Annotated in this window: 27 protein-coding genes; 17 read left to right on the forward strand and 10 right to left on the reverse strand. The window is 71.8% G+C overall.

The annotated features are described in order from the left end of the window. Positions 1-27 precede the first annotated feature (27 nt). The 4 genes from HD593_RS27160 to HD593_RS27175 all read right to left on the reverse strand — a co-directional run bounded on the left by HD593_RS27160 (position 28) and on the right by HD593_RS27175 (position 3,815). On the reverse strand, positions 28-933 hold the full coding sequence (locus HD593_RS27160) for an aldo/keto reductase (RefSeq protein WP_221524985.1): 906 nt from the start codon (positions 931-933) through the stop codon (positions 28-30). Positions 934-991: 58 nt separating this feature from the next. Beyond that, entirely contained in the window at positions 992-2,200 is a 1,209-nt protein-coding gene (locus tag HD593_RS27165) for a PP2C family protein-serine/threonine phosphatase (RefSeq protein ID WP_312903740.1), read from the reverse strand. A 116-nt stretch (positions 2,201-2,316) separates the two neighbouring features. After that, the gene (locus tag HD593_RS27170) at positions 2,317-3,192 is read right to left on the reverse strand and encodes an aminoglycoside phosphotransferase family protein (protein ID WP_185104899.1); all 876 of its coding nucleotides are present in this window, start codon (positions 3,190-3,192) and stop codon (positions 2,317-2,319) included. Positions 3,193-3,269: 77 nt separating this feature from the next. Then, on the reverse strand, positions 3,270-3,815 hold the full coding sequence (locus HD593_RS27175) for a dihydrofolate reductase family protein (protein WP_185104900.1): 546 nt from the start codon (positions 3,813-3,815) through the stop codon (positions 3,270-3,272). Positions 3,816-3,938: 123 nt separating this feature from the next. Here HD593_RS27175 and HD593_RS27180 point away from each other — a divergent pair, with 123 nt between their 5' ends. Continuing rightward, complete coding sequence (locus HD593_RS27180) at positions 3,939-4,406, forward strand: pyridoxamine 5'-phosphate oxidase family protein (RefSeq protein WP_185104901.1); 468 nt, start codon at positions 3,939-3,941, stop codon at positions 4,404-4,406. 25 nt (positions 4,407-4,431) lie between these two features. Here HD593_RS27180 and HD593_RS27185 read toward each other — a convergent pair whose 3' ends face one another. Both HD593_RS27185 and HD593_RS27190 read right to left on the reverse strand, forming a co-directional pair. Next, complete coding sequence (locus HD593_RS27185; RefSeq protein ID WP_185104902.1) at positions 4,432-4,650, reverse strand: nuclear transport factor 2-like protein; 219 nt, start codon at positions 4,648-4,650, stop codon at positions 4,432-4,434. 54 nt (positions 4,651-4,704) lie between these two features. Beyond that, on the reverse strand, positions 4,705-5,466 hold the full coding sequence (locus HD593_RS27190) for an SDR family NAD(P)-dependent oxidoreductase (protein WP_185104903.1): 762 nt from the start codon (positions 5,464-5,466) through the stop codon (positions 4,705-4,707). A gap of 317 nt (positions 5,467-5,783) precedes the next feature. Here HD593_RS27190 and HD593_RS27195 point away from each other — a divergent pair, with 317 nt between their 5' ends. The 3 genes from HD593_RS27195 (at position 5,784) to HD593_RS27205 (ending at position 10,562) form a co-directional block, all read left to right on the forward strand. Continuing rightward, a complete protein-coding gene (locus HD593_RS27195; protein ID WP_185104904.1) occupies positions 5,784-6,554 on the forward strand; it encodes a class I SAM-dependent methyltransferase in 771 nt (256 codons plus the stop codon). Between the two features lie 268 nt (positions 6,555-6,822). Then, positions 6,823-8,007, forward strand: coding sequence for a TerC family protein (locus HD593_RS27200; RefSeq protein WP_312903742.1), 1,185 nt, complete (start codon positions 6,823-6,825; stop codon positions 8,005-8,007). A gap of 320 nt (positions 8,008-8,327) precedes the next feature. Next, positions 8,328-10,562 (forward strand): HelD family protein, encoded by a 2,235-nt coding sequence (locus HD593_RS27205; RefSeq protein WP_417629374.1) that lies wholly within the window; start codon positions 8,328-8,330, stop codon positions 10,560-10,562. 46 nt (positions 10,563-10,608) lie between these two features. Here the strand turns inward: HD593_RS27205 and HD593_RS27210 are convergent, their stop codons facing one another. Beyond that, a complete protein-coding gene (locus HD593_RS27210) occupies positions 10,609-11,094 on the reverse strand; it encodes a MarR family winged helix-turn-helix transcriptional regulator (protein ID WP_185104906.1) in 486 nt (161 codons plus the stop codon). A gap of 105 nt (positions 11,095-11,199) precedes the next feature. Between HD593_RS27210 and HD593_RS27215 the strand changes: the two genes are divergently transcribed. From HD593_RS27215 to HD593_RS27245, 7 genes are all read left to right on the forward strand, one after another. Further along, a complete protein-coding gene (locus HD593_RS27215) occupies positions 11,200-14,457 on the forward strand; it encodes an efflux RND transporter permease subunit (protein ID WP_185104907.1) in 3,258 nt (1,085 codons plus the stop codon). A 163-nt stretch (positions 14,458-14,620) separates the two neighbouring features. Then, positions 14,621-15,082, forward strand: a complete 462-nt coding sequence (locus HD593_RS27220) for a hypothetical protein (protein WP_221524987.1) — start codon at positions 14,621-14,623, stop codon at positions 15,080-15,082. Positions 15,083-15,202: 120 nt separating this feature from the next. After that, positions 15,203-15,940: an SAM-dependent methyltransferase gene (locus HD593_RS27225; RefSeq protein WP_185104908.1), complete on the forward strand. Its 738-nt coding sequence runs from the start codon at positions 15,203-15,205 to the stop codon at positions 15,938-15,940. A 49-nt stretch (positions 15,941-15,989) separates the two neighbouring features. Then, positions 15,990-17,048 (forward strand): protein kinase family protein, encoded by a 1,059-nt coding sequence (locus HD593_RS27230; RefSeq protein ID WP_185104909.1) that lies wholly within the window; start codon positions 15,990-15,992, stop codon positions 17,046-17,048. Between the two features lie 128 nt (positions 17,049-17,176). Continuing rightward, positions 17,177-17,518, forward strand: a complete 342-nt coding sequence (locus HD593_RS27235) for an ArsR/SmtB family transcription factor (protein ID WP_185104910.1) — start codon at positions 17,177-17,179, stop codon at positions 17,516-17,518. A gap of 8 nt (positions 17,519-17,526) precedes the next feature. Beyond that, positions 17,527-18,639 carry an ACR3 family arsenite efflux transporter gene (gene arsB, locus HD593_RS27240; protein ID WP_185104911.1) on the forward strand — a complete coding sequence of 371 codons (1,113 nt, stop codon included), beginning with the start codon at positions 17,527-17,529 and terminating at the stop codon, positions 18,637-18,639. Next, positions 18,632-19,042: an arsenate reductase ArsC gene (locus tag HD593_RS27245; protein WP_185104912.1), complete on the forward strand. Its 411-nt coding sequence runs from the start codon at positions 18,632-18,634 to the stop codon at positions 19,040-19,042. Before arsB ends, HD593_RS27245 begins: the two co-directional genes overlap by 8 nt. An 81-nt stretch (positions 19,043-19,123) precedes the next feature. Here HD593_RS27245 and HD593_RS27250 read toward each other — a convergent pair whose 3' ends face one another. Beyond that, a complete protein-coding gene (locus tag HD593_RS27250) occupies positions 19,124-20,209 on the reverse strand; it encodes a flavin-containing monooxygenase (RefSeq protein WP_185104913.1) in 1,086 nt (361 codons plus the stop codon). 79 nt (positions 20,210-20,288) lie between these two features. Between HD593_RS27250 and HD593_RS27255 the strand changes: the two genes are divergently transcribed. After that, positions 20,289-20,636 (forward strand): ArsR/SmtB family transcription factor, encoded by a 348-nt coding sequence (locus HD593_RS27255; protein WP_185104914.1) that lies wholly within the window; start codon positions 20,289-20,291, stop codon positions 20,634-20,636. Between the two features lie 18 nt (positions 20,637-20,654). On the opposite strand, the gene HD593_RS27260 is transcribed toward HD593_RS27255, so the two are convergent. Further along, entirely contained in the window at positions 20,655-20,795 is a 141-nt protein-coding gene (locus HD593_RS27260) for a hypothetical protein (RefSeq protein WP_185104915.1), read from the reverse strand. Between the two features lie 266 nt (positions 20,796-21,061). Here HD593_RS27260 and purB point away from each other — a divergent pair, with 266 nt between their 5' ends. The 3 genes from purB to HD593_RS27275 are packed head-to-tail and all read left to right on the forward strand — an operon-like array spanning position 21,062 to position 23,216. Then, on the forward strand, positions 21,062-22,492 hold the full coding sequence (gene purB / locus HD593_RS27265; RefSeq protein WP_185104916.1) for an adenylosuccinate lyase: 1,431 nt from the start codon (positions 21,062-21,064) through the stop codon (positions 22,490-22,492). Beyond that, the gene (locus HD593_RS27270; protein ID WP_185104917.1) at positions 22,489-22,806 is read left to right on the forward strand and encodes a hypothetical protein; all 318 of its coding nucleotides are present in this window, start codon (positions 22,489-22,491) and stop codon (positions 22,804-22,806) included. Before purB ends, HD593_RS27270 begins: the two co-directional genes overlap by 4 nt. After that, on the forward strand, positions 22,803-23,216 hold the full coding sequence (locus HD593_RS27275) for a GNAT family N-acetyltransferase (protein ID WP_185104918.1): 414 nt from the start codon (positions 22,803-22,805) through the stop codon (positions 23,214-23,216). The genes HD593_RS27270 and HD593_RS27275 overlap by 4 nt, the downstream gene beginning before the upstream one ends. 13 nt (positions 23,217-23,229) lie before the next feature. Here HD593_RS27275 and HD593_RS27280 read toward each other — a convergent pair whose 3' ends face one another. Further along, positions 23,230-24,741 (reverse strand): ketol-acid reductoisomerase, encoded by a 1,512-nt coding sequence (locus tag HD593_RS27280; protein WP_185104919.1) that lies wholly within the window; start codon positions 24,739-24,741, stop codon positions 23,230-23,232. A gap of 92 nt (positions 24,742-24,833) precedes the next feature. Here HD593_RS27280 and ilvY point away from each other — a divergent pair, with 92 nt between their 5' ends. Continuing rightward, a complete protein-coding gene (ilvY, locus tag HD593_RS27285; protein ID WP_185104920.1) occupies positions 24,834-25,712 on the forward strand; it encodes an HTH-type transcriptional activator IlvY in 879 nt (292 codons plus the stop codon). A gap of 146 nt (positions 25,713-25,858) precedes the next feature. Beyond that, positions 25,859-26,899 carry a DUF4037 domain-containing protein gene (locus HD593_RS63600; protein WP_185104921.1) on the forward strand — a complete coding sequence of 347 codons (1,041 nt, stop codon included), beginning with the start codon at positions 25,859-25,861 and terminating at the stop codon, positions 26,897-26,899. Positions 26,900-26,956 lie beyond the last annotated feature (57 nt).

A 26,956-nucleotide genomic window follows, 5' to 3' on the forward strand; every position in this document is an offset into this window, starting at 1 on the left:
CCGCCCCCCTACCCGAACCGTGATCGGTCAGTCCACCGGTGACGGCGGCGGCGCGCCGAGCGCCCGCAGGTCGTCCCAGAACCCGTCCGGGATCACCGCGTCCACCAGCGCGTCCAGGGCCTCCAGCCGCTCCACCGAGGAGATCCCCACCACCGTGGAGTGCACCCGCGGCTCCCGCAGCGAGAAGTGCAGGGCGGCGGCCGGGAGCGCGATCTCCCACCGGTCGCACAGCTCCCGCACCCGCTCCACGTGCCGCCCGAACTCCGGCGAGATCGGGCGGTAGCCGTACCGGGAGGCGTGCCGCGGCGAGCCCGACAGGATGCCGCCGCCGAACGGCGCGGCGTTGAAGACCGTCATCCGCCGCTCGGCCGCCATCCGCAGGATGTCCTCGGCGCCCCGGTCCACCAGCGTGTAGCGGTTGTGGGTGAGCACCGCGTCGAACGCGTCCGTGCGGATGTAGTCCTCCACCAGCGTCCCGCCGGCGGCGGCGATGCCGATGGCGCCGACCAGCCCCTGCTCGCGCAGCGACACCAGGGCCGGCACCGCGCCGCCCGGCGCCATCGCCTCCCGCACCGTGATCGTGAACGGGTCGTGCAGGTGGTAGAACGGCAGCGTGGCGACGCCGAGCCGGGAGAGCGTCTCCTCGAACGAGCGCATCACCCGGTCGCCGTCGAACACGCCCGTGTCCGGGTCCCGGTCGGCCTTGGAGAAGACGGTCACCTCGCCGGCCGTGCCGAGCACCTGGCCGATCAGCGTCTCGCTGCGCCCGCCGGCGTACTCGTTGGAGGTGTCGAGCTGCCGGAACCGGCCGGACACCAGCGCCGCCGCCAGTCGTTCGCCGCCGGGCTCGCCGCCCAGCCCCGAGGTGCCGAGGGTGATCGCCTCCAGGGGAGTGTCCGTCCCGGGCACGCGGCGCGCCTGCTGCTCTGGCACCGTGTCCGCCTCTCTCTGTGATCGTATGATTTCCGGACGATCATCCCATGTGCCCGGGTCAGAGGACGAGCTGGAAGCGGCGCCGCGTCTGCCACTCCACCGTCACCACGGTCGCGTCGTCCTGCAGCCGGCCGTTCTGGTGCGCCAGGATCGCCTGGATGAGCCGCCGCAGCGTCTCCGGCGCCGACACCCCGTCGGCCTCGCGCCGTACCACGAAGTCGATGAACCGCTCCAGCCCGAACACCTCCCCGTCCGGGCTCTGCGCCTCGATGACGCCGTCGGTGTAGAACAGCAGCCGGTCACCGGGCTCGAGCTGGTAGTGCAGCAGCCCCGTGGAGACGTCCAGGCCGAAGCCCATCGGCGGGTCCGGCTCGCTCGCCAGGCTCGCCACCAGATGGCCGTCGCGCAGCACCAGCGGCGGGTGGTGCCCCCGGTTGACCCAGCTCAGCAGCCCCGAGCGCAGGTCGAGCCGGGCCAGGATCCCGGTGGCGAACCGGCCGGTGAACTCCTCCCTGATCGCCGCGTCGATCGCCTCCCCGATCGCGGCGAGCTCCATGCCGTGGATGCGGTTGTTGCGGGAGGCGGCCATGGCGATGGAGGCGGTCAGGCCGGCGGAGGTGTCGTGGCCCATGGCGTCGAAGATGGACACGTGCAGGGTGGTGCCGTCGAGGGCGTAGTCGAAGGCGTCGCCGCCCATCTCGTACGCGGGCTCCAGCGCGGTGCTGACCACGACGTCGTCGTTGGCGAACGTGCCCGGCGGCAGCAGGTTCCACAGCACCTCGGCCGACAGGGTGAGGGGGCGGGCGCGTACGAGGCGGGCGAAGGAGTCGCTGTGCGGCCGCTTGCTGATGACCATCACCGCCACCAGGGACGCCAGATCCTTGGCCCGCGTCTCGGTGAGCTTCCCGTCCTGCGGCGCGGCCAGCCCGATCACGCCGATCCGTTCGGTGCCGTCCAGCAGCGGCACCCACAGCAGCGGCGTCCCCTCGTCCTGCGGCGAGCGGGTGCGGACGACCGACACCGCGCGGAAGGCCCGGCCAGGCAGGGTCGCGTCGATGCGCAGGGTCTCCAGTGGCTCGCCCGCGGCGTCACGCTGGCCGGGCAGCGGGACGAGGAGCTGCTGCTGCAGGTCGGTCACGTAGATCATGACGTGGGAGAAGCCGGCCGCCCTGGCGTGCTCGGCGACCTCACGCGGCAGGTCTTCCATGCCTCTCAGGTGCATGGCGGCCAACAGGCCGCCCAGGGCGCGCTCACCGTCGCTCCGCACGTCCTCACCTCTCGCGCGTCATGGCCATCACCTGCCTCCTACCCATCACGCGGTGGTACGTGCCGCAGATCTTCGACGCTGCCCGCACTCGCGCCGGATCGCGCCCGTAGGGCGGGTCAGGTAGCTACGGGGTCGTCGAGCACGCGGAGGAGCACCCCGCGCTGGAAGCCCTCCGGGTCGGGGCTGGACAGGCCGGCCATCGTCGCCAGCGCCTTCCACAGCGCCCACCCGCGGGCCCGCCGCCAGGCGTCCCCGGGCAGCCCGGCCGCCTCGCGGAAGACCCGCCGCTCGGGACCGTCGAAGTGGGTCCACGCCATGACCAGGTCGCAGGCGGGGTCGCCGATGCCGCAGGTGCCGAAGTCGATGACCGCCGACAACCGCCCGCCGCGCACGAGCAGGTTGCCGGGCGCGACGTCGCCGTGGAACCACACCGGCGCCCCCTGCCACGCCGAGTCCACCGCGTCCGCCCACACGGCCCGGCACGCCGCGGCGTCGACCTCACCGTCCAGCCTGCGCAGAGCCTCCTCGACCTCGCCGCTCAGCACCTGCGGGTGGCACCCGCGCCGGTGCGAGTGCGCTCCGGCGGCGGGCCCGTGCCGGACCGGGGCGGCACGGAGCGCGGCCAGGAAACCCCCGAGGTCCCGGGCCAGCGCCGGCCGGTCGACGTCCGCGGCGCCCTCCACGGTGTCTCCGGGCAACCACCGCCGCACCGACCAGGGGAACGGGTACCCCGCCCCCGGCCGGCCGGTCGCGACGGGGGCCGGCACGGGCAGTGGCAGGTGCCCGGCCAGCAGCGGCAGGCAGCGGTCCTCCTTGCCGACACCCGCCGCGTACGCGCCGCCGCTGGGCAGGCGCGCGGCCAGCCGGTCGCCGAGCCGGAAGGTCCGGTTGTCCCAGCCCTGGCGGGTCACAGGCGTCACCGGCAGCTCCGCCCAGCCGGGGAACTGCTCGGCGACCAGGGCCCGTACGAGATCAGCGGTGATGTCGATCACGACGCTGATTCTGTCTCGGACCTCCCGCCCGCCGGCGACGGGGACCGCACGACGCCGCAGGTGGGGTGCGCGACCGCCTAGCCGGGCCGCACGACGCCATAGGTGGACTGCACGACGCCCGCCCCGAACACCCGGGTCGACACGTGCGCGAGCGGCACGTCCCGCCCGACCGGCCCGAACAGCGGCAACCCGCTGCCGATCAGCACCGGCACCGTGGTGATGGTCAGCTCGTCGATCAGCCCCTCGCGCAGGAACGTGCGGATGACCTGCCCGCCGTCCACGTACACGCTCTTGGTGCCCCGCTCCTCCAGAGCCCGCAGCAGCGAGCCCAGATCGCGGTGAACGGTGACGCGCGGGTCGGCGCCGAGCGGAAGGGTGGTGCTGAGGACGGCGCAGTGCCTGCCCTCGTGCGGCCACGGATCGTAGGTCAGGCCCGGCTCGTAGGTGCCGCGCCCCATGACGACGGTGTCGATGCCGTCGATGAACTCCTGGTAGCCCAGGTCGCCACCGGCGGCCTCACCCCGGCTGGTGAGCCAGTGGAGATCACCGTCCTCCCGGGCGATGAAGCCGTCGAGGCTGACCCCGATGAACACCGAGCACGTGAACGGACGGCCTGCGGACATATGAGCGCTCTCCCCGTTAGTAAATGACTCTTCGTTTATAAACCTAGCGAGCCGGGCCACGTTTGTAAACGCAGATTCAGGAACGGGGCGGCTTCCGTCGGTCCGGACCGTCATGATGGGGCCATGGCTTCATGGCAGGAGTTCGAGACCCAGGCGCCGGAGCTGGCCAAGGCCGCCCGCCGGCTGATGGACACCTACACGCACAAGGTCCTGGCGACCTTGCGCAAGGACGGCTCGCCCAGGGTGAGCGGCATCGAGACGAGTTTCAGGGACGGCGACCTGTGGACCGGCTCGATGGCGCGCGCAGTGAAGGCTGCCGACCTGCGCCGCGATCCGCGCATGGCCATCCACGTCACTTCCCGCGATCCAGGGTCCGACCCGTCCTCGTGGGAAGGGGACCTGAAGCTGTCCGGCCGGGCGGTGGAGATCACCGACCCCGCGGCGCTGGCCGCGTCCGGGCAGCACGAGGCCGGCTCGCACCTGTTCCGGATCGAGCTGACCGAGGTGGCCTGGACCAGGGTGCAGGGCGACGAGCTCGTCATCGCCGCCTGGCGCGAGGGGGTGGGCGAGCGGGAGTTCCGCCGTAAGTGATCTACAATGTAAAGGCGCCCGGCCGTCACCGGCACCAGAAGGCGTCGTGGGCGCGCTGGTCGGCCACATACTCCCAGCGTTCCGCGACCAGCCCTCGCTCGAAGCGGTAGACGTTGAAATCGTCCATCTCGACGCGCTCTCCACGGCGCTTCGCCGTCCAGCGGTGCAGGATGACCGCGTGGGAGTCGTCGGCCTGGACGGAGAGCAGCGCGGTCCGGAAGGTGCCGCCCGTCTCTTCGCGCACGAGCGTGCCGAGCCTGACGACGGCGTCCTTGCCGCGATGCTCGCCACGTGCCGGCTAGTGGACGGCGAAGCCGCCGTCCACGAAGAGCATCTGGCCGGTGACGAACGCGCACGCGTTCCCGGCCAGGAACACCGCGGCGCCCGCGAAGTCCTCCGGCACCCCGTTGCGGCCCACCATGTGGCGCGCGGCCAGCGCCTCGACCCGGCCGGGGATCGCCTGGGCGGGCTCGGTCAGCGGCGTCAGCACGAACCCGGGGATGATCGTGTTCACGCACACGCCGGCCGCCGACCAGGCCTCGGCCTGGGAGCGGGTCAGCCCGGCCAGGCCGGCCTTGGCGGCGCCGTAGATGCCGCTGTCGCCGAAGGCGCTGATGGACTGCTGCGAGCCGACGTTGATGATGCGGCCCCAGCCGCGCGCGGCCATCTCCGGGCCGTAGTGCTGGCCCAGCAGGTACGGGGCGGTGAAGTTGACGGCCATGGTGCGCTCGAAGTCGTCCGCGGTGAGCTCGGCCATGGGCTTGCGGATGTTGTTGCCCGCGTCGTTGACCAGGATGTCGATGGTGCCGGCCGTCGCGCACACCCGCCGCACGTCGGCGCGGTCTCCCAGGTCGGCGCTGATCCACGACGCGGTGACGCCGTGCTCGCGCAGCCGGGTGACGGCCTTGTCCAGCTCGGCCTCCCTGCGGGCCACCACCACGACCTCGGCCCCGGCGCGCCCGATCGCCTCGGCGACGGCGTACCCGATCCCGGAGCTGCCGCCGGTCACCAGCGCCCGCCGGCCGTGAAGGGAGAACAGCTCCCGCAGATAGTCCGACATGGTCGATGAAGCTAGCACCCCGCCGCCGCCCGGCAGCCACGAGGGCCGGTGTGACCGACACCACAGCCGTCCCCGTCCCGGCGGGCCGCCGCGGCGGCGCTGAGATGCCCGTCCCCGCCCGCCGGAGCCGGAACGGCGGGCGAGGAGCGGCCGGCTCGAAGGGGAGGACCGGGCACCCGGCAGCGGGTGCCTGCAGCCGTTCCCGGGCCCGCCGCGACACCCCGGAAAGGCGCTGTGACCAGCGGCGACAGGGCTCGATGGCCGTAGGATCATGAGGTCCGGCCGCGCGGGGCGGCCCCCTGCTCTGGAGATCCCGAATGAACCGCACCATTCGCACGATCGACGACGTCCTGGCTCTCATGGACCGGATGTTCGCCTCGGACGCCGACCGGTGGACCGGCAACGCCTCCACCTGGTGGGACGGCTTCTACGCCGACCGGTCCAAGCCGGTCCCGTTCTTCGTGCCGGGGCCGGACGAGAGCCTCGTCTCCTACCTGGACCGGGGGTTGCTGCGCCCCGGGCGGGCGCTGGACCTGGGGTGCGGGCCCGGCAGGAACGCCGTCCACCTGGCGTCGCTCGGGTTCGAGGTGGACGCGGTGGACCTGTCGCCTGCCGCGGTGACGTGGGGGGAGGAACGGGCCAGGGAGGCGGGGACCAAGGTGCGCTTCGTGTGCGGCGACGCGTTCACCTCGCCGGAGGTGGCGGGGCCGTACGACCTGGTGTACGACTCCGGCTGCCTGCACCACCTGCCGCCGCACCGCCGGGTGAGCTACCGCGCGCTGCTGGAGCGGGTGCTGGCCCCGGGCGGGCACCTGGCGATCACCTGCTTCGCGGCCGGCGGCACGGGGCCGGACCAGAGCACGGGGCCGGACCAGAGCATGGGGTCGGACAAGAGCGACGAGGAGCTGTACCGCGACGGTGAGCTGCACGGCGGCCTCGCCTACACGCCCGACGAGCTGCGGTGGCTGTTCTCCGACTACACCGAGGTGGAGCTGCGGCCGATGGTGGGCCAGCCGCCGGGCGGCCCGCTGTTCGGCGCCCCCTTCCTGCTGTCGGCGCTGTTCCGCCGCGAGGACGCGGCGGCCTGACCACCTGCCGGGCCGCCGGCCGGCCGGCATGCAGTACGGTGACATGCGGCGACGTGGCGGGAACGCAGGGACAACCCGGAAACACCCGGGGGCGGATTTCGCATACTGCATTCGGTATGTATGATCACAGGCGAAGTGGAGGGGAGTACTCCTTCGCGGCCGCGTCGTCATCACGGACCCGCCTCGGGGCCCGGTGCGGTCGGTCCGCGACGCGGCGGGCGGAGAAGACCTCCGACGGACGTGTCAACGCCAAGTCGGAGGAGCACTCATGCCCCCACCTTTGTCTGTGCCTGCCTGGCTGTGGGCGGCCACCATCGCCACCCTGCTCGGGCTCATTCTCCTCGACCTGATCATCGTCAACAGGAGACCCCACAAGGTCACGATCGCCGAGTCGGCCCGGTGGATCGTCTTCTACATCGGCTGTGCCGTCGCGTTCGGCGCGGGCGTGTGGATCTTCGGTGGTGACGAGCACGCGGCCGCGTACATCACCGGTTACATCACCGAGTACACGCTGAGCGTCGACAACCTGTTCATCTTCATGCTGATCATGGCGAACTTCGCCGTGCCCGCGATCCACCAGCACCGCGTGCTGCTCATCGGGATCATGATGGCGCTGGTCATGCGCGGGATCTTCATCGGCGTGGGTGCGCAGGCCGTACAGCGGTTCAGCTGGGTGTTCTGGCTGTTCGGCGGCATTCTCATCTACACCGCGTGGAAGTTCGCCTTCAACAACAACGACGACGAGGAGTACGACCCCAACGGCGGCGTCGTACGCCTGGTCCGCAGGCTGTTCCCGGTCACCGACACCTACCACGGCTCGCGGCTGACCATCAAGCAGGACGGCCGCCGCATGCTGACCCCGATGTTCATCGTCATCATCGCCATCGGTGGCGCGGACCTGGTCTTCGCGGTCGACTCGATCCCCGCCATCTTCGGCATCACGCAGGACGCGTACCTGGTGTTCGCGGCCAACGCGTTCGCGCTGATGGGGCTGAGACAGCTGTACTTCCTGCTCGGCGGGCTGGTGGAGAAACTCGTCTACCTCACCTACGGCCTGGCGGTCATCCTGGGCTTCATCGGGGTGAAGCTCGTGCTGCACGCCCTGCACGAGAACGAGCTGCCGTTCATCAACGGCGGCGAGCACGTCACCTGGGTCCCGGAGATCAACAACTGGGTCTCGCTGGCCGTCATCGTCACCGTGCTCACCGTCACGACGGTGGCCAGCATGATCAAGTCCAGGCGTGACACCCGCCGGGCCGCGGAGCAGTCCCTTCCAGGGCAGCCCGCAACCGGGCAGCCCGCAACGGGGCAGACCGCGTCCGAGCAGTCTGTGTCCGGACAGTCTGTGTCCGGACAGTCCGTGTCCGGACAGTCCGTGTCGGGACAGGCCGTGTCGGGGCAGTCCGTGTCGGGGCAGTCCGTGTCGGAGCCAGCCGACCAGGCGAGCAACTGAAGCAGGGCAGGCTCGCCGCCGGGCGGCGAGCCTGCCTCGGACCGAGGGCCGGATGTACGCCGCGTGCCGGCCGGGGTAAGCGCGCCGAGGGGTCGTTTGCTCCGCCGGCCGTAGCCGGCCAGGGCGCTGTCAGCGGCAGGCTGACCTGCAAGAACGCGAAAAACTAACGGAGGGGTTTGCGCGCGTCGCCGCGCGGGTCTAAGCTCGAACATTGCCATTCTCAACTGCGAGCCCTCACAGACCTCCTGTTAGGAGTATACCACCGAATGACTAATCGTCAAGATGGTTTCGCGCAAGCCCTTGACACCGAGCAGCGCACCGTGTCCTGGCTCTACGAGCGGCTCGACGCCGCCAGGGACAGCGCCCAGCGCACGCTGCGCGAGGTGTACGCGAGCGGCGGCGTGGCGGTCACCCGCCAGGCGCGGGTGGAGCGCGAGGTGCTGGCCTCGGAGCAGGCGCGCCGGCTGGCGCAGCTCAACGCGGTCGAGCGGGGCCTGTGCTTCGGCCGCATCGACGACGGCTCGGGGCGCAGCACGTACATCGGCAGGATCGGGCTGCGCGACGAGGCGCACGAGTCGGCGCTGATCGACTGGCGGGCGCCGGCGGCGCGGCCGTTCTACGTGGCCACGGCCACCGACCCGGGCGGGCTGGTGCGGCGGCGCCACCTGCACCTGAAGGACCGTCTCGTCGTCGGCATCGACGACGAGGTGTTCGACCTGGAGGGGATGAGCGAGGGCGACCGGCACACGCTGGTGGGCGAGGCGGCGCTGCTGGCGGCGCTGCGCCGGGGCCGTACGGGCCGGATGGGCGACGTGGTGGCGACCATCCAGACCGAGCAGGACCGGGTGATCCGGGCCTCGCTGCAGGGGGCGCTGGTGGTGCAGGGCGGTCCCGGCACCGGCAAGACGGTGGCGGCGCTGCACCGCGCGGCGTACCTGCTCTACACCCACCGCGACACGCTGGAGCGGCGCGGCGTGCTGGTGGTCGGCCCGAACCCGATGTTCCTGCGCTACATCGGCCAGGTGCTGCCCGCGCTGGGGGAGACGCAGGTGGTGATGACCACCGTGGGGGAGATGTTCCCGGGTGTGCGGGCGGTGGCGGCCGACGAGCCGGCGGCCGCGGTGGTCAAGGGCGACGCGCGGATGGCCGGGCTGGTCGCCGCGGCGCTGGAGCTGCGCCGGCGCGTGCCGGAGGGCGAGCTGGTGGTGGAGCTGGACGGGCTGCGGCTGCGGGTACCGCACGAGACGTGCCTGCGGCTGCGCGAGCGGGCGCGCGCGGTGCGGCTGCCGCACAACATGGCCCGCAAGCTGTACGTCACCGAGCTGCTCAAGGAGCTGGCCAGGGCCGAGGCGCGGGCGCTGGAGGAGTCGCTGCACATCGAGGAGCTGGTGATCGAGGGCGAGCCGGAGCTGAGCGAGCCGCTCGACCTGGAGGGCGACCTGGACGAGCTGGACCTGGAGCTGGCCTCGCAGCGGCTGTGGGGCGAGCCGGAGGTGCGCCGCGCGGTGGAGGAGCTGTGGCCGGAGCTGACGCCGCAGGCCCTGATCGCGGGCCTGCTGTCGGATCCGGAGGCGCTGCGGCAGGCGGCGCCGCCCGGGCTGGACTGGCCGCTGCTGGTGCGCTCGCCGGACGCCGGATGGACGGTGGGGGACGTGCCGCTGCTGGACGAGGCGGCCGAGCTGCTGGGCGAGGACGACTCGGCGCGGCGGGTGGCGGCCAGGCTGGCCGGCGAGGAGCAGGCCGAACAGGAGCTGTACGCGCGTGAGGTGCTGGATTCGACGGGCGTGGCGGAGTCGGGCCTGTTCGAGCGGGCCGACGTGCTGGCCGAGCGGCACGCCGACGACGGGCTGGGCCTGACCACGGCCGACCGGGCGGCGGCAGATCGCGGCTGGGCGTACGGGCACGTGATCGTGGACGAGGCGCAGGAGCTGTCGCCGATGGCCTGGCGGATGATCATGCGGCGGGTGCCGGCCAAGTCGCTGACCGTGGTGGGCGACGTGGCGCAGACGGGTTCGGCGGCGGGCGCGCGCTCGTGGGGCGAGGTGCTGGACCCGTACCTGGAGGGCCGCTGGCGGGAGGAGCGGCTGCTGGTCAACTACCGCACCCCGGTGGAGATCATGCGGGTGGCGGCGGATGTGCTGCGCGCGTTCGCGCCGGGGCAGGAGCCGCCGGAGTCGGTACGCGAGGGCGAGGCGGAGCCGCGCGCGGTGCGCATGCCGGTGTCCGGGCTGCCGGAGCTGGTGGCGGGGGAGCTGGCGGAGATCGGGGCCGGGCAGGAGCAGGGCCGGGTGGCCGTGCTGACGCCTGACGCGCGGCACGCGGAGGTGGCGCGGCTGTTCCCGGCGGGGGACCTGGACGCGCCGGTGGTGGTGCTGACGGTGGGTCAGGCCAAGGGGCTGGAGTTCGACGCGGTCGTGGTGGTGGACCCGGCCGGCATCATCGGGCAGTCGCCGATGGGCGGCCAGGACCTGTACGTGGCGGTGACGCGGGCCACGCGGCGGCTGACGGTGGTGCACGAGGGCGACCTGCCGGCGGTGCTGTCCCGCCTGGCCTAGAAATCTACAATGTAAAGGCGCCGGTCCCGGGAACCGCCCTGGAGCCTCACCCGTTGTCCGGGGTGAGATCGCCGGGAGCGGGTGCCTGTTCCGGGGCGAGCTTGTCGGCGACGTCGCGGATCTTCCGGGTGACGTGGTCGAGGGTGCGCAGGGTCTCGGTGTCGAGGTGGTCCATGATGCGCCGGTACTGCTTGATGCCGGCGTTGTTGATCTCCTCGATGAGGCCGGCGCCTGCGGGGGTGAGCTCGACGCGGCGGACGCGGCGGTCGTGGGGGTCCTCGTGACGGCTGACGAGCCCCTGGGCGACGAGGCGGTCGACGATCCCGGTGACGGTGCCGAGCCCGACGCCGAGGTTGTGGGCCAGGTCCTGCCCGGAGGCGGAGCCGTTCATGGACAGGACCATGACGACCTTGAGCTGCCTCATGGTGAGGTTGGAGCTGAACAGGGGGGACTGGTGCTGAGCGAACAGCCGTGCCAGGCCTCGCTGTGTCTCGGTGATCCGGCGGATCAGGTCTTCGCGTTCGTTGCTCACGCTCACCTCTCGCTTCCTGAGAAGGTTATCAGGAACGCTTGAGTGATCTAAATATTCGTGCAAGGCAAAGTGTTAGTCTAGGGCGAACTCTTGGAGGGGGACCCTATGACCGCATTTGCTCGGTTGAGCCTGGTCAACCGGAGCCTTGTGATTTTGGTGGCGGTCGTGCTCAGCGCGTTCGGCGCGTTCACGATCCCGCAGTTGAAGCAGCAGTTGCTGCCGTCGTTGTCGTTCCCGGGCGCGTTCGTGATCGCGTCGTATCCGGGAGCGTCGCCTGAGATCGTAGAGGATCAGGTGACCGCCCCGATCGAGGACTCCTTCCAGGGGCTCGCCGGGATGGAGCAGATGACCTCGACCTCGAAGGAGGGCCTGGCGCAGATCCAGGTCGCCTTCGAGTACGGCACCGACATCGAGTCGTCGCTGAACAAGATGCAGCAGGCCATCAGCAGGGTGGCGCTGCCGGACGGCGTGGACCCGCAGGTGGTGGCGGGCAACACCGACGACATCCCGGTGCTGGTGCTGGCGGTGGGCGACGGTGGCGACGAGCGCGCGATGGCCGACAAGCTGCGCCGCATCGTGGTGCCCGAGATCCAGGGCGTCGAGGGCGTACGGGAGGCCGCGGTCACCGGCACCCGCGACGAGGTCGTCACGATCGAGCCCGACGCCAAGAAGATGGCGGAGAAGGGCGTGTCGGCGGCGCAGATCCCCGAGGTGCTGAAGGCGAACGGGACCCCGATCCCCGCCGGCACGCTGACCTCGGACAACAAGTCGCTGTCGGTGCAGGTCGGCTCGCGGGTCGACTCGGTGGAGAAGCTGAAGAGCCTCTACCTGACGCCCGCCCAGCCGTCGGCGGCCCAGCAGCAGGCGGCCGCCCAGGCGCAGGCCCAGCAGGCCGCCGCGGCCCGCGCGCAGGCGCAGGCCCAGGGGCGTACGCCGCTGCCGCAGCAGCCGGTGGCGCAGCCCAAGCCGCCCAAGCCCGTCAAGCTCGGTGAGGTCGCGACGATCACGCGCGGGCTGGCGGACGCCACGACGATCACCCGTACCGACGGCAAGACCAGCCTCGGCGTGTCGGTGACGATGGTGCCCGACGGCAACGCGGTGGCGATCTCCCACGCCATCTCCGAGAAGCTGCCCGAGCTGACCAGGGCGCTGGGCGACGGCTCGGACACGGCCGTGTCGGTGGTGTTCGACCAGGCGCCGTACGTGGAGCAGTCGATCGAGAGCCTGACCACCGAGGGCCTGCTGGGCCTGATCTTCGCGGTGCTGGTCATCCTGGTGTTCCTGCTGTCGGTGCGCTCGACGCTGGTGACGGCCGTGTCGATCCCGCTGTCGGTCGTGATCGCGCTGATCGTGCTGTGGGCGGGCGACTACTCGCTCAACATGCTCACGCTGGGCGCCCTGACGATCGCCGTCGGCCGGGTCGTGGACGACTCGATCGTGGTGCTGGAGAACATCAAGCGGCATCTCGCCTACGGTGAGGCGAAACTCCAGGCGATCCTGACCGCGGTACGCGAGGTGTCGGGCGCGGTGACGGCCTCGACGCTGACGACGGTGGCGGTGTTCGCGCCGATCGCGCTGGTCGGTGGCATGGTGGGCGAGCTGTTCAGCCCGTTCGCGATCACGGTGACGGTGGCGCTGCTGGCCTCGCTGGTGGTGTCGCTGACCGTGGTGCCGGTGCTGGCGTTCTGGTTCCTCAAGGCGCCCGCCCTGACGCCGGAGGAGGCGCGCAAGCAGCGTGACGAGGCCGAGGCCAAGGAGCTGCGCTCGCCGCTGCAGCGGGCCTACCTGCCGGTGCTGCGGTTCGCCACGCGGTTCAAGCTGGTGACGATCCTGATCGGCGTGGCGGTGTTCATCGGCACGATGGGCCTGGCCGGCGGGCTGCAGACGAACTTCCTGGACTCCTCCGGGCAGAACACGCTGTCGATCTCGCAGCGCATGCCGGTGGGCACGGACCTGGCCACCACCGACAAGGCGGCCAAGCAGGTCGAGGACGTGCTGGCCGGCCAGGACGGCGTGGACACGTACCAGGTGAACGTGGGCGGCGGCAACGCCATGATGGGCGGCACCGGCGGCGGCGCCGACCGGGCGTCGTACTCGGTCACCCTGAACGAGGACGCCGACACGGCGAAGGTCGAGCAGGAGCTGCGCGACAAGATCGCCGGCCTGTCGGGGGCCGGCGAGGTCACCGTCGGCGGCGCGAGCGGCGGCGGGTTCGCCTCCGACACCATCGAGGTGATCGTGCAGGCGCCCGACACCGAGACGCTGCGCACCGCGACCGACGCGGTGAAGACCGCGATGGGCGAGGTGTCCGGGCTGCGCGACCTGTCCTCCAACCTGGAGACCAGCGCGCCGCGGGTCGAGGTCGTGGTCGACCGCGAGGAGGCCGCCGAGCGCGGCCTGTCGGAGGCGCAGGTCGGGCAGGCGGTGGCGCAGGCGTTCCGCGGCGCCCCGCTGGGCCAGATCACGCTGGACGGCCGCGCGAGCGACCTGGTGCTGCGCGGCGCGGACGCGCCGGACGACATCAAGGCGATCGAGAACCTGAAGCTGGCCACGGCCGGCGGGACGGTGAAGCTGTCGTCGGTGGCCGAGGTGCGCGAGGTGGCCGGGCCGACGCAGGTGACCAGGATCGACGGCGAACGCTCCGCGACGGTCTCGGCCAAGGCCGCGGACTCGGGCAACCTCGGCGCGGTGACGCAGGAGCTGACCACGAAGCTGGACGGGCTGGCGCTGTCGGCGGGCGCGTCGTACGAGATCGGTGGCGTGTCGGCGGACCAGGCCGACGCGTTCTCCGACCTCGGGATGGCGATGCTCGCGGCGATCGCGATCGTGTTCCTGATCATGGTGGCGACGTTCCGCAGCTTCATCCAGCCGGTGATCCTGCTGGTGTCGATCCCGTTCGCGGCCACCGGCGCGATCGGCCTGCTGGTCGCGACCGACACCGCGCTGGGCGTGCCCGCCCTGATCGGCATGCTGATGCTGATCGGCATCGTGGTGACGAACGCGATCGTGCTGATCGACCTGATCAACCAGTACCGCGAGCAGGGCATGGGCGTGGTCGAGGCGGTGATCGAGGGCGGCCGGCGCAGGCTCCGGCCGATCCTGATGACGGCGGTGGCCACGATCTGCGCGCTGACGCCGATGGCGCTGGGGGTGACCGGCTCGGGCGGGTTCATCTCGCAGCCGCTGGCCATCGTGGTGATCGGCGGCCTGATCTCCTCGACGCTGCTCACCCTGATCCTGGTGCCGACGCTGTACGTGGTGGTCACCAGGAAGCGCGACCGCGGGCCGCGCCACGCGGCCGGGCCGCAGGGCGGCGAGCGGAGCGCCGAGGAGGCCGGGGACCTGGCCGGTCAGCCGGCCTGACGGTGAGACCGCGGCGGACGCCCGGCGGGATCGGCCGATCCCGCCGGGCGTCCGCGCGGTCCGGCCTGATCCTGCGCATTCGACCACGTTCGAAACAGGTGGACGGCACGCGGAGGCCCGCCCGACGATTACTCCACCATCTCGACCGAACGGAGTAGACGTCATGATCAAGGGCACCTTACGAGCAGTCCTCATCTCGGCCCTGGTGATGGCCGGACTCGCGATCACCACCCGGCCGGCCGCGGCAGGGGGCTGTGGCAGCCCGGGCTGCGGCGGCGAAGTGAGCAACAACACCAGCCGGTACATCCAGATAGCGAACTGCTGGTACGAGTCCGACGGATACTGGTACCAGGAAGGTGACCACCTGTCGTGCACAGGGGCTCCCGTACGCATCGGCAACGTGCCCGACGCCCGGATCGGACTGGCCCCGGGCGACTGGTCGAGCGAAGGCCAGTACTCCGCCTACTACGACACCGATGCGGTCAAGTTCCCCGGGGGATGCCGCACCACCTATCACTGGTGGGGAACGCTGCAGTCCGTTGAGGACCGCCGTAACAAGCCCGCCCTCTGGGTCAGGATCTTCGATCCCGAGCACATCTACATCGACAACATCACCTGCCCGTGATCACGATGCCCGTCCAGGAGTCCTCCGAGGACCAGTGGATCGGCTGAAAATACGGTGGCGAAACCACTCGCACCTCGCGACGATGCAGCAAAGGTGAGAACCCGAGCCCGACGGAGCGCGATGTCCGAGCCGACCTTCGACGCCGAGAACCTCTTCGACGACGACTACCTCTACTTCTTCGCCGACCATCTCGACGCCCGCAGCGACGCCGAGGCCGACCTGGTCTGGCGGCTGCTCGATCTGCGGCCCGGCATGGACGTCCTGGATCTGGCCTGTGGCCACGGCCGGATCTCCAACCGGATCGCTCAGCGGGGCTGCCGGGTGACCGGCCTGGACTCCTCGCGGGTGTTCCTGGAGCGGGCCCGTCAGGACGCGGAGGCTCTCGGCGTCGCCGTCGACTACGTCCACGGCGACATGCGGCGGCTCCCATGGACCGGCCGCTTCGACCGCGTCGTCAGCTGGTTCACCGCCTTCGGCTACTTCAGCGACTGCGACAACCAGCGCGTGCTCGCCCAGGCGGCCGCCACGCTCAGGCCGGGCGGTAAAATCGCGATCGACCTGAACAACTACGCCGCCGTCGCCCGCACCTACCAGAGGTCCACGGTGGTCGAGCGAGATGGCGACCTTGTCGTCGACCGGCACCACCTTGACCTGCTGACCAGCAGGAACATCGTCGACCGGACCATCATCCGCGATGGCCGGACCCGGAAGGTGCCGTTCTTCGCGCGGATGTTCACCTTCACCGAGCTGCGCGGCTGGATGCTCGCCGCCGGCTTCACGACCGTCCAGGCCGTCGGCGCGGACGGCGCGGAACTCACGATCGACAGCCGGCGGATGATCGTGGTCGCGGAACGCTGAGCCGTCACCCGCGGCAGGGCGGCCGTCATCGGTCGGTAAAGTGATCACGATGACGGACCCGCGGCTGACCGCCCACCGTGACGTTTCCACGGCCATGGCCCGCTACGACGACCGGGAACTGGCCGGCCTGCTGGAGCGCGAGGCCGTGCCTCTCGGCACCGGCATCGGCGGGTCGTCCGCCCGGCTCGAGATCGGCGGCACCCAGGTCTTCGTCAAACGGGTGGCCCTCACCGAGCCCGAGCTGCGCCACCCGCACTCGACGGCCAACCTGTTCGGGCTGCCGCCCTTCTGCCAGTACGGCATCGGCTCGCCCGGCTTCGGCGCCTGGCGGGAGCTGGCCGCGCACACGATGACCACCGAGTGGGTGCTGACCGGCCGTTTCCCCGGCTTCCCGCTGCTGTATCACTGGCGGGTGCTGCCCAACGCCGAGCCCGCCCCGCTGTACGGGCAGCTGGCCGACCTCGACCGGGCGGTCACGTTCTGGGAGGGCGCGCCCGAGGTGCGCCGCCGCCTCGAGGCGCTGGCAGAGGCTCCGGCGAGCCTGACGCTCTTCCTGGAGTACTTCCCCGCCAGCCTGCACCAGTGGCTGGGCGAGCGGGTGCGCGCGGGCGACGCCGGCCGCGCCTGCGCCCTGGCGGACCGGGGGCTGCGCGAGGCGGTGTCCTTCATGAACGCCGGCGGCCTGCTGCACTTCGACGCGCATTTCGAGAACGTCCTCACCGACGGGCGCCGCCTCTACCTGACCGACTTCGGGCAGGCCGTGTCGGCCCGGTTCGACCTGTCGGAGGAGGAACGGGCCTTCTACCGCCGGCACCTCACCTTCGACCGCACCTACACGCTGGCGTACCTGGTGAACTGGCTGGCCGGCACCTTCCACGGCGCCGACTGGCAGGGGCGCCGCGAGCTGGTGCAGGGATGGGCGGCGGGAGAGCGGCCGGCCGGCGTGCCCGGCGGGGTCGCGGCCCTGCTGTCGCGGCGCAGCCCGCTGGTCACCGTGCTGAACGATTTCTACCACGATCTGCAGAGTGACAGCAGGATGACGCCGTACCCGCTGGAGGAGATCCGCCAGGTCGCCGGACGGCACGACCTGCTCGGCCTCATCGGGTAACGCGGGCCGCGATGCGCGAGCGCGGTGCTCCTGTGGAGTGAGACGCAGCTCACGTACCGTGCTCTTATAGAGGGATGTCAATATAGACAGCAGGCGAATTCGATCGCCGTCTATACCGAGGAGGGGCGTTGGAGCTGCTGGAGATCCTGGAGTGCAGTCCGCCGCTGGCGCGCGAACCCCTGGACGCCGAGCGGGCCGCGGCGCTGTCGCAGGTGTTCAAGGCGCTGGGCGACCCGGTCCGGCTGCGCATCGTCTCGATCGTGGCCAGCCATGCCGGAGGCGAGGTGTGCGTGTGCGACATCACCAGCGCCTTCGAGCTGTCCCAGCCGACCATCAGCCACCACCTCAAGGTGCTCAAGGAGGTCGGCCTGCTCACCTCCGAGCGGCGGGCGTCCTGGGTGTACTACCGGCTGGTGCCCGAGGCGCTCGGCGAGCTGTCGGCCCTGCTGAACGTTCCCGCGACCGTCTAGGAAGATCGATGTCGTCCACTTCGCGGCCCGCTGCGGCCGGAGCCGTGCCGGGAACCGGGAGCGCCTCCGGTGTGATCGCCGCGCTGTCCACCCTGGACCGGTTCCTGCCGGTGTGGATCATCGCGGCGATGGCGGCCGGGCTGCTGCTCGGCCGGCTGGTGCCCGGCCTGAACACCGCGCTGGAAGCGGTGAAGGTCGGTGAGATCTCGCTGCCGATCGCGCTCGGCCTGCTGCTGATGATGTATCCGGTGCTGGCCAAGGTCCGCTACGACCGGCTGGACACCGTCACCGGCGACCGCCGCCTGCTCCTCTCCTCGCTGGTGCTGAACTGGATCGCCGGCCCCGCGCTGATGTTCGCGCTGGCCTGGACCTTCCTGCCCGACCTGCCCGAGTACCGTACCGGGCTGATCATCGTGGGGCTGGCCCGGTGCATCGCCATGGTCCTCATCTGGAACGACCTGGCCTGCGGGGACCGTGAGGCCGCCGCCGTGCTGGTCGCGCTCAACTCCGTCTTCCAGGTAATCGCCTTCGGCGCGCTCGGCTGGTTCTACCTCCAGGTGCTGCCCGGCTGGCTGGGCCTGACGCAGACCGCGCTGGAGGTCTCGGCGTGGGACATCGCCCAGTACGTACTGATCTTCCTGGGCATCCCGCTGCTGGCCGGATACCTGTCGCGCCGGCTCGGCGAGCGGGCCAGAGGGCGGGACTGGTACGAGACCCGGTTCCTGCCGCGCGTGGGCCCGCTGGCCCTGTACGGGCTGCTGTTCACCATCGTGATCCTGTTCGCCCTGCAGGGCGGCACGATCACCTCCCGGCCCGGCGACGTGGCCCGCATCGCGCTGCCGCTGCTGGCCTACTTCGCCCTGATGTGGGGTGGCTCGTTCCTGGCCGGGCGCGCCATCGGCCTGTCGTACGAGCGCACCACCACGCTGGCCTTCACCGCCGCGGGCAACAACTTCGAGCTGGCCATCGCGGTGGCGGTCGGCGTCTTCGGCGTCACCTCGGGCCAGGCGCTGGCCGGGGTGGTCGGCCCGCTCATCGAGGTCCCCGTCCTGGTCGCCCTGGTCTACCTCAGCCTGGCCGGTCGCCGGCTGTTCCGTCCCAAGGAGTACTCGCGTGCCTGAGAGCAAGCCCAGCGTCCTGTTCGTCTGCGTGCACAATGCCGGCCGATCCCAGATGGCCGCCGGCTGGCTGACCCATCTGGCGGGGGACCGCGTCGAGGTGCGCTCCGCCGGCTCGGCGCCCGCCGGACAGGTCAATCCGGTCGCGGTCGAGGCGATGCGGGAGGTGGGCATCGACATCACCGCCGCGCAGCCCAAGGTTCTCACCGCCGACGCGGTCGAGGCCTCCGACGTGGTGGTCACGATGGGCTGCGGGGACGCCTGCCCGGTCTTCCCGGGCAAGCGGTATGAGGACTGGACGCTCGACGACCCGGCAGGCCAGGGCATCGAGTCCGTACGCGTGATCCGCGACGAGATCCGCATCCGGATCGGCACGTTGATCGGCGAGCTCCTGCCCGAGCAGTGAGCATCATCCCCAGGCCCAGCACCGGCGTCCGGCGGGGTTCAGGCCGGGCGATCGGGGCGTACTGATGAGAGGAATGCCAGATCAGGGGTGCGTCGCTACAGGGGACACGCCGGCCGGGGCCAGCTTGCGCAGCAGGTGACGGGCGTCGGCGCCGACACCGCGCAGGCTGTTGGAGGCGGGGGTGCGCTGCCACTCCAGCCCGACAAAGCCCAGGCCGCGATGCGTGCTCGACAGCCCGCCGCGCTGGCGGGGGCGGCCGTCGCCGGTCAGCGCGCCGAGCCGGGCGAGCCAGTCGAGGGCTGGACGGTAGCCGGTGGCCAGGAGGATCACGTCGGCGTGCTCACGATCGCCGCCGGTCCAGATCACCTCATCGCCGTCCAGCCGGGTGAACATCGCCCGGCGCTCCAGCCGCCCCGAGCGCAGCGCCGCCCGGTAGCGGCCGTGATCGAGGACCGGCTGGCTGGGGGGACGCTCCGCGCGGCGCAGCGGCAGCCGGTCGAAGCCGGTCAGGCGGAACCAGTGGTGCACGTCCCGGCCCAGCGGGCGCTGCGGCAGGAACCGGATCGGGGCTCGGCTGGCCAGCGTGACACGGGCATGGTCGGCCAGCTCGTAGGCGATCTGCACCGCCGAGTTGCCCGCGCCCACCACGATCACCCGCCGCCCGGCGACCTGCTGCGGGTGGCGGTAGCCGGCGGCGTGCAGGATCTGCCCGGTGAAGCCGTCCTGGCCGGTCAGGGCGGGCCGGTGGGGGCGGGCGAAGGAGCCGGTCGCGGCGATCAGGCGGGGTGCGGTCAGTTCCCCGCCGCCGGCCAGGCGCACCGCGAAGCCGTCGCCGCCGGCTTCGGTCACCTCGGTGACGCGGGTGCCGGTGCGGATCTCGGCGCCGCGCCCGGCGAGGGCGGCCGCGTACCGCTCCAGGTAGGCCACCACCTCGTCGCGATGCGGGTAACGGTCGCCGTCGCCGCCGAAGGCCAGGCCGGGCAGGCTGCTGTAGCGGGCGGGGGAGAACAGGGTGAGGCTGTCGTAGTAGTGCGGCCAGGACCCGGCCGCCCGGGCGGAGGCCTCCAGCAGCACGGGCCGTAGTCCCTGCTCAAGTGCGGCGTACGCGGCGGCGAGGCCGGACTGTCCGGCTCCGACGATCAGGACGCGGTCGTTGTCGGTGGACATGCCGCAAAACGTACCGTCATTTCATAATATGTCAATAAGTTGATGTGAAGGGTAGGGTGCTGAGCAGGAGGGAGCAGGCATGGCCGAGACCACGACACCACCAGCCGCGACGGCGGATGCGACAGCGGGCGCGACGTGCGCGCCGCAGCTGCCGCAGGCCGCCCAGGACTTCCTCAAGGCGCTGGCCCATCCCGGACGTCAGCAGATCATGCTGCTGTTCGCCCAGGGCGCCGAGCTGTCGGTCAACCAGGTCGCCGAACGCGCCGGCATCAGCCAGTCCGCCGCCTCCCAGCAGCTCGCCCTGCTGCGCCGCGGCGGCATCGTCACCTCCCGCCGGGACGGCAAGGAGGTGCTGTATCGCGGCGACCGCGACGGCGTGGCGCGCACCCTCCGCGATCTGCAGGACTACCTGCGCTTCTGCTGCTGACTGGCTGAGCGCGGGTGGTCAGCTCCGTTCCTGATCCCGCCGCCGGTTCGCACGCCGTACGGCGACGAACACCACTCCCGCCACCGCGAGCACGAAGAGAACCAGGAGAACGAACAGCACACCGAGGATGAGGAGCTCCGGAACACCGATGTTGGGCATACCGCGATCCTAGGCGCGGCGGTGGCGGGCGGGGCGGCCGCGAGCTGGGCCGCGGTGAGTAAGGCGACCGCGGGCGCGAGGAGACGAAGTAAACGCACGATGCCATCCGATGATGGTGAACGTCACATCCCGACGAGATGGTAGCTGGAAATCTACTTTGTAAAGGCACCGGGTGGCTGTGAAATTCGATCCGCCAGCAGAAACCCACCCGCAACGACGGGGGAAGGCGTCAGGTGCCGGGAGGGGTGTGCATACACTTGTCGAACGTGACTTCCAAGCCGCGTATCCCCAATGTCCTGGCCGGCCGCTACGCCTCGGCGGAGCTGGCGCGCCTGTGGTCGCCCGAATACAAGATCATCGCCGAGCGGCGGTTGTGGCTGGCGGTGCTGCGGGCGCAGGCCGAGCTGGGGATCGCGGTGCCCGAGGGGGCGGTCGCCGACTACGAGAAGGTGGTCGAGCGGGTCGATCTGGAGTCGATCGCGGCGCGTGAGCGGGTCACCCGGCACGATGTGAAGGCGCGGATCGAGGAGTTCAACGCGCTGGCCGGGCACGAGCAGGTGCACAAGGGCATGACCTCGCGGGACCTGACCGAGAACGTCGAGCAGCTCCAGGTGCGCGACAGCCTGCTGCTGGTGCGGGACCGGGTGGTGGCGTTGCTGGCGCGGCTGGCGACGCTGGCGGAGGAGCACGAGGCCACGGTCATGGCCGGCCGTTCGCACAACGTGGCCGCGCAGGCCACGACGCTGGGCAAGCGGTTCGCGACGGCGGCCGACGAGCTGCTGGTGGGGTTCCGGCGGCTGGAGGAGCTGATCGCGCGCTATCCGCTGCGGGGCGTCAAGGGCCCGGTGGGCACGGCGCAGGACATGCTCGACCTGCTGGGTGGTGATCGCGGGAAGCTGGCCGAGCTGGAGGGGCGGGTGGCCGCGCATCTGGGGTTCGAGCACCGCTTCACCAGCGTGGGGCAGGTGTATCCGCGGTCGCTGGACTTCGAGGTGGTGACGGCGCTGGTGCAGCTGGCGGCGGCGCCGTCGTCGCTGGCCAAGACGATCCGGCTGATGGCCGGGCACGAGCTGGTGACCGAGGGGTTCAAGGAGGGGCAGGTCGGCTCCTCGGCGATGCCGCACAAGATGAACACCCGTTCCTGCGAGCGGGTGAACGGCCTGGCCGTGGTGCTGCGCGGTTACGCCTCGATGGTGGGCGAGCTGGCGGGCGACCAGTGGAACGAGGGCGACGTGTCCTGCTCGGTGGTGCGGCGGGTGGCGCTGCCGGACGCGTTCTTCGCCTTCGACGGGCTGGTGGAGACGATGCTGACGGTGCTGGACGAGTTCGGGGCGTTCCCGGCGGTGATCGCCGCCGAGCTGGGCCGTTACCTGCCGTTCCTGGCGACGACGAAGATGCTGATGGCGGCGGTGCGGGCCGGGGTGGGCCGCGAGCAGGCGCATGAGCTGATCAAGGAGCACGCGGTGGCGGCGGCGCTGGCGATGCGCTCGCGCGGGGCGGCGAACGAGCTGCTGGACCTGCTGGCCGCCGACGAGCGGTTCCCGCTGGACCGGGCGCGGCTGGAGGGGCTGCTGGCCGACCGGGTGTCGTTCACCGGGGCGGCGGCCGACCAGGTGGAGGCGGTCTCGCAGCAGGTGGGCGAGATCGTGGCGGTCTATCCGGAGGCGGCGGCGTACCGCCCGGGCGCGATTCTGTGATCAGGCGGCTGCGTTCCCTGGATGACGTGCGGGCCGCCTGCGGGGACGACGACCTGGTGATGTGGGCGGCGCAGGAGCTGTCGGGGGGCAGCCGGGCGTGGGCGCTGGGCGAGGCGGTGGTGGCCGGCAGCCCGGGGGTGTCGCGGCATGACCGGTTAGCCGTGTGGGGGCAGGCGGTGGACGCGGTCGCGCTGGTGCGGCATGCGCTGGGTGAGCTGGGGCCGACGTACCGGCCGCTGGGCGAGGTGGAGCTGGTACGGCAGGTGGCCGCGAAGGTGGACGGGGTGCGGAGGCCGCGGAGTTCTCCTGGATGAGCCTGTCCGGTCAGGTGCCGGCGTCCGGTGAGGGGGTGGCGTGGCTGGACGGCGGTGCGGCGGGCGAGGTGGCGGAGCTGCTGGCGGCTGACGCGCCGCACTCGTACGCGGTGCCCGGCGCGGCCGGGGTGGGCCGGTGGGCGGGCGTGCGGGTGGACGGGGTGCTGGCGGCGGTGGCGGCCGAGGCGTGGCCGGCGCCGTCGGTGGGGCTGGTGGCCGGGGTCGCCACGCGGGCGTCCCTGCGCGGGCGGGGGCTGGCCGGGCTGGTGTGCCGGTGGGTGTCGCGGGAGCTGGTGGCCGCCCGCGGGCGGGCGGCGCTGATGGTGGACGATGGCAACGCGGCGGCGATCCGGGTGTATGAGCGGATCGGGTACCGGCGCCGGCGGGTGCTGGCCGCGTACGTGACCTGACGCGGGTGGCCGGCTACTCCGCCCTGGGGCCCTGGGGTGCGGGGACGGAGATGTCCACCGAGGGCCGCAGCTTCGCGGCGGCGGCCAGTGCCTGGTGGACCGGGTGGCCGGTGAAGGCGGCCACGAGGGCGCCGTCGGGGGGTGAGCCGGCGGCGGGGAAGGCGATCTGCTCGTAGGCGGCCTGGAAGCGCGGCCCCCAGCGGCGCGCGCCGAGCCGCGCGGTGCGGGAGCAGTTGTCCACCATGTACGCGACATCCCGGGCATGCATGTACGGCAGCAGCGAGTCGACGGCCTCGATCACCGACTCGTTGACGATCTCCGACCAGGGGTGCCCGCGTTCGGCGAACTCGTCCACCTGGGCCATCATCGTCGCCACGAACAGCCCGGCCGTGAACGGCTCGATGTCCACCACCCGGGCGCCGCGGCGGTCCCGTACCGTCCGGCCTGCCGCCCACATGGGCGAGCCGCTGATGCGGCTCATCGGCCGGTCGGCCAGGCGCCGTTCGGCGAGGATGACGCTGCGCAGTTCGGTGCCGTCGGCGACCTCGTCGTAGATCTCGGCGACGAGTTCCCTGGCGGGGCCGTAGGCGGCGGTGTAGGCGCGGTCGAAGGTGTCGCGGCCGCCGGGGCCGAGCCGGTCGCCGAGCTGGTCGCGGACGGCGGTGAGCCCGGATCGGGAGATGGTCTGCCGGATGGGGCCGGTGAGGGTCTCGCAGGAGCGTTCGTAGGCGGTGGCGGGGTCGTCGCCGGCCAGCCGGTAGTGGCCGTACAGGGCTTCGACGAGGCCGTGGACGGCGCCGAGCAGGATGGCGCGTTCGCCGGCGATGTCGGAGTGGTACTCGCCGGCGAGGGTGGTGCGGAAGGTGTAGGGGGAGCCGAGCGCGACGGACCAGCCGAGGGCGAGGTCGGTGGCGCGGCCGCTGTGGTCGGCGTGGACGGCGAAGCTGGCGTTGATGCCGGCGCCGCCGACGTGGCCGCCCTGCTCGTACAGGCGGCGTACGGAGTCGCCCATGCCCTTGGGGCAGACGGCGATGACGTCGTGGCCGTGGGGGAACGCGCCGCCGGTGGCGCGCAGGTGGCCGAGCAGGAAGCCGTGGGACAGGCCGATGGCGGCGCCGGGCCGCAGCGCGGCGAAGATCTGCTGGTGGCAGGCGGCCAGGGCGGCGTCGGCGATGAGGAGGATGACCAGGTCGGCGGCGGCGGTGACGTCGAGCCAGTCGCCGAGGGTGCCGTCGTCCTCGGTGAAGCCGCAGGCGCGGGCGTCCGGGGCGGAGGCGGAGCCGGGGCGCAGGCCGACCGTGACGCGGATGCCGGTGCCGGCGAGGGAGTCGCGCAGGTTGAGCGCCTGGGCGCGGCCCTGGGGCCCCCAGCCGATGACGCCGATGCGGCGGACGCCGGCGAAGGCGGCGGGCAGCAGGGGGAACAGGTGCCTGCCGCCGGGCAGGACCGTTTCCGTGCCGCCGGGCACGTCGATGGTCTGCAGGGGGAAGACGGCGGAGGTGAAGGAGTTGGCGGGGGCGTTCATGGCGTCAGTTGTAGGATCCGCTGCGATCCCGCGGCAAGCGCAACCTGTGCAGCGGGGCGTTGCAGGATGCGGAACACCTGAGATGGGGCGGCATGGACGAGCATCGCGAGTTGCGGGTTTTCCTGCATCTGGCGCAGACGCTGAGCTTCGGCAGGACGAGCCAGGACTGTCATGTGAGCCCGGCGACGCTGACCAGGCTGGTGCAGCGGCTGGAGGCGCGGCTGGGGCACCGGTTGTTCGATCGGGGGCCGCGCGGGGTGGCGCTGACGGCCGAGGGGCGGCGGTTCCGGGAGTACGCGGTCGCGGCGCTGGACCTGTGGCACGCCTACCGGCAGGGGGAGGTGGATCCGGGGGAGCTGTCGGGGCGGCTGGGGTTGTTCGCGACGGTGACGGCGTGCCAGGCGGTGCTGCCGGATCTGCTGGCGCCGTTCCGGGCGGCGCATCCGCGCATCCGCGTGGATCTGCGGACGGGGGACGCGGCGGCGGCGCTGGCGCGGCTGGATGAGGGGGAGGTGGACGCGGCGGTGGCGGCGATCCCGGGCCGGTTGCCGGCGTCGCTGGTCAGCCGGACGGTGGCGGTGACGGATCTGGTGTTCGTGGCGGGGACGGGCGGGGCGGGGCCAGGGGTGGCGGCGCTGGAGGGGCCGTTCGTGCTGCCGCGGCGCGGGCTGGTGCGGGAGGCGGCCGACCGGTGGTTGCGGGGCCGGCTGCCGTGGCGGCCGGAGGTGGTGTCCGAGCCGGAGGGGCATGAGGCGTTGCTGGCGCTGGTCGCGCTGGGGTACGGGACGGGGATCGTGCCGCGGATGGTGCTGGAGACGAGTGTGATGCGTGATCGGGTGCGGGTGGTGGCGGCCGATCCGGCGCCGGCGCCGCTGGCGGTGGGGTTGTGCGTGCGGCGGGCGGATCTGCGGCGGCCGCTGGTGGCGGCGTTGTGGAGCCTGGCCGACCAGAACATGACGGGCAGAACATGACAGGCCGAACAGGGCGGGCAGAATAAGGCGGAGCGGAGCGTGACGGCAGCGTGGCGGCGTCGTCCGGGCGCGAGTGAGTGCGCCGATCGCGCGGGGCGTTAATTCGGATGAGGTTCCGGCGGCGCTCGTGCAGAGTTGACGGAGTGATGTCCAATTTTGTACCTGGTATCGAGCTGTCCCGCGCCTTCTACGGCGAGGTGGTGGCGCCGCTGGTGTCGGGAGTTGCGCATAGTGCCGCGCTGATCGGGCCGGGGTCGGAGGTGCTGGAGTTCGACACGGCACGTTCGGCGGATCATGACTGGGGGCCGCGGGTGCTGCTGTTCGTGGCGGCGGAGCGGGTGGCCGAGGTGGAGGCGAAGGTGGTGGCGGGGCTGCCGGACCGGTTCGGCGGGTTCCCGACCGTGTTCGCCTATCACGAGCGGGTGCGGCCCGGGGTGACGGTGGTGGATCTGGGCGGGTGGCTGGTGGACCGGCTGGGTTTCGATCCGCGCCAGGGGGTGTCGTTGCTGGACTGGTTGTCGGCGCCGTGGCAGCGGCTGGCGGAGGTGACCGGCGGCGAGGTGTTCTTCGACGGGCTGGGGGAGCGGGGGCTGGAGGCGGCCAGGGCGGCGTTGCGCTGGTATCCGCCGGATGTGTGGCGGTACGTGCTGGCGTGCCAGTGGCAGCGGATCTGTCAGGAGGAGCCGTTCGTGGGCCGGTGCGGGGAGGTGGGCGACGAGCTGGGCTCTGCGGTGCTGGGGGCGCGGCTGGCGCGGGAGGTGATGCGGCTGGCGCTGCTGCTGCGCCGGCGGTATCCGCCGTACGCGAAATGGCTGGGCAGCGCGCTGGCGCGGCTGCCGGGCTCGGCGGAGCTGGGGGAGTCGCTGGGCGCGGCGGTGGCGGCGCGGTCGTGGCGGGAGCGGGAGGCGGGGTTGTCGGCCGCGTACGGGCGGGTGGCGGCGCTGCAGAACCGGATGGCGCTGGCGGAGCGGCTGGATGAGGGGGTGCGGGGGTTCTTCGACCGGCCGTTCCAGGTGATCGGGGCGGGGCGGTTCGTGCAGGCGCTGATGGCGTCGGTGTCGGATCCGGTGATCAGGGGACTGCCGGTGACGGGGTGCGTGGATCAGCTGTCGGATTCGACGGACCTGCTGGTGGCGCCGGGCCGGGCGCGGGCGGTGACGGCTGCGATGCTGGGCCTGACCGCCTAGTTAATCTACAACGTAAAGGGCGAGGGATCGAACAAGATCCCTCGCCCTTCTTTCAAA

It is taken from the genome of Nonomuraea rubra, from assembly GCF_014207985.1.
Lineage (GTDB): Bacteria > Actinomycetota > Actinomycetes > Streptosporangiales > Streptosporangiaceae > Nonomuraea > Nonomuraea rubra.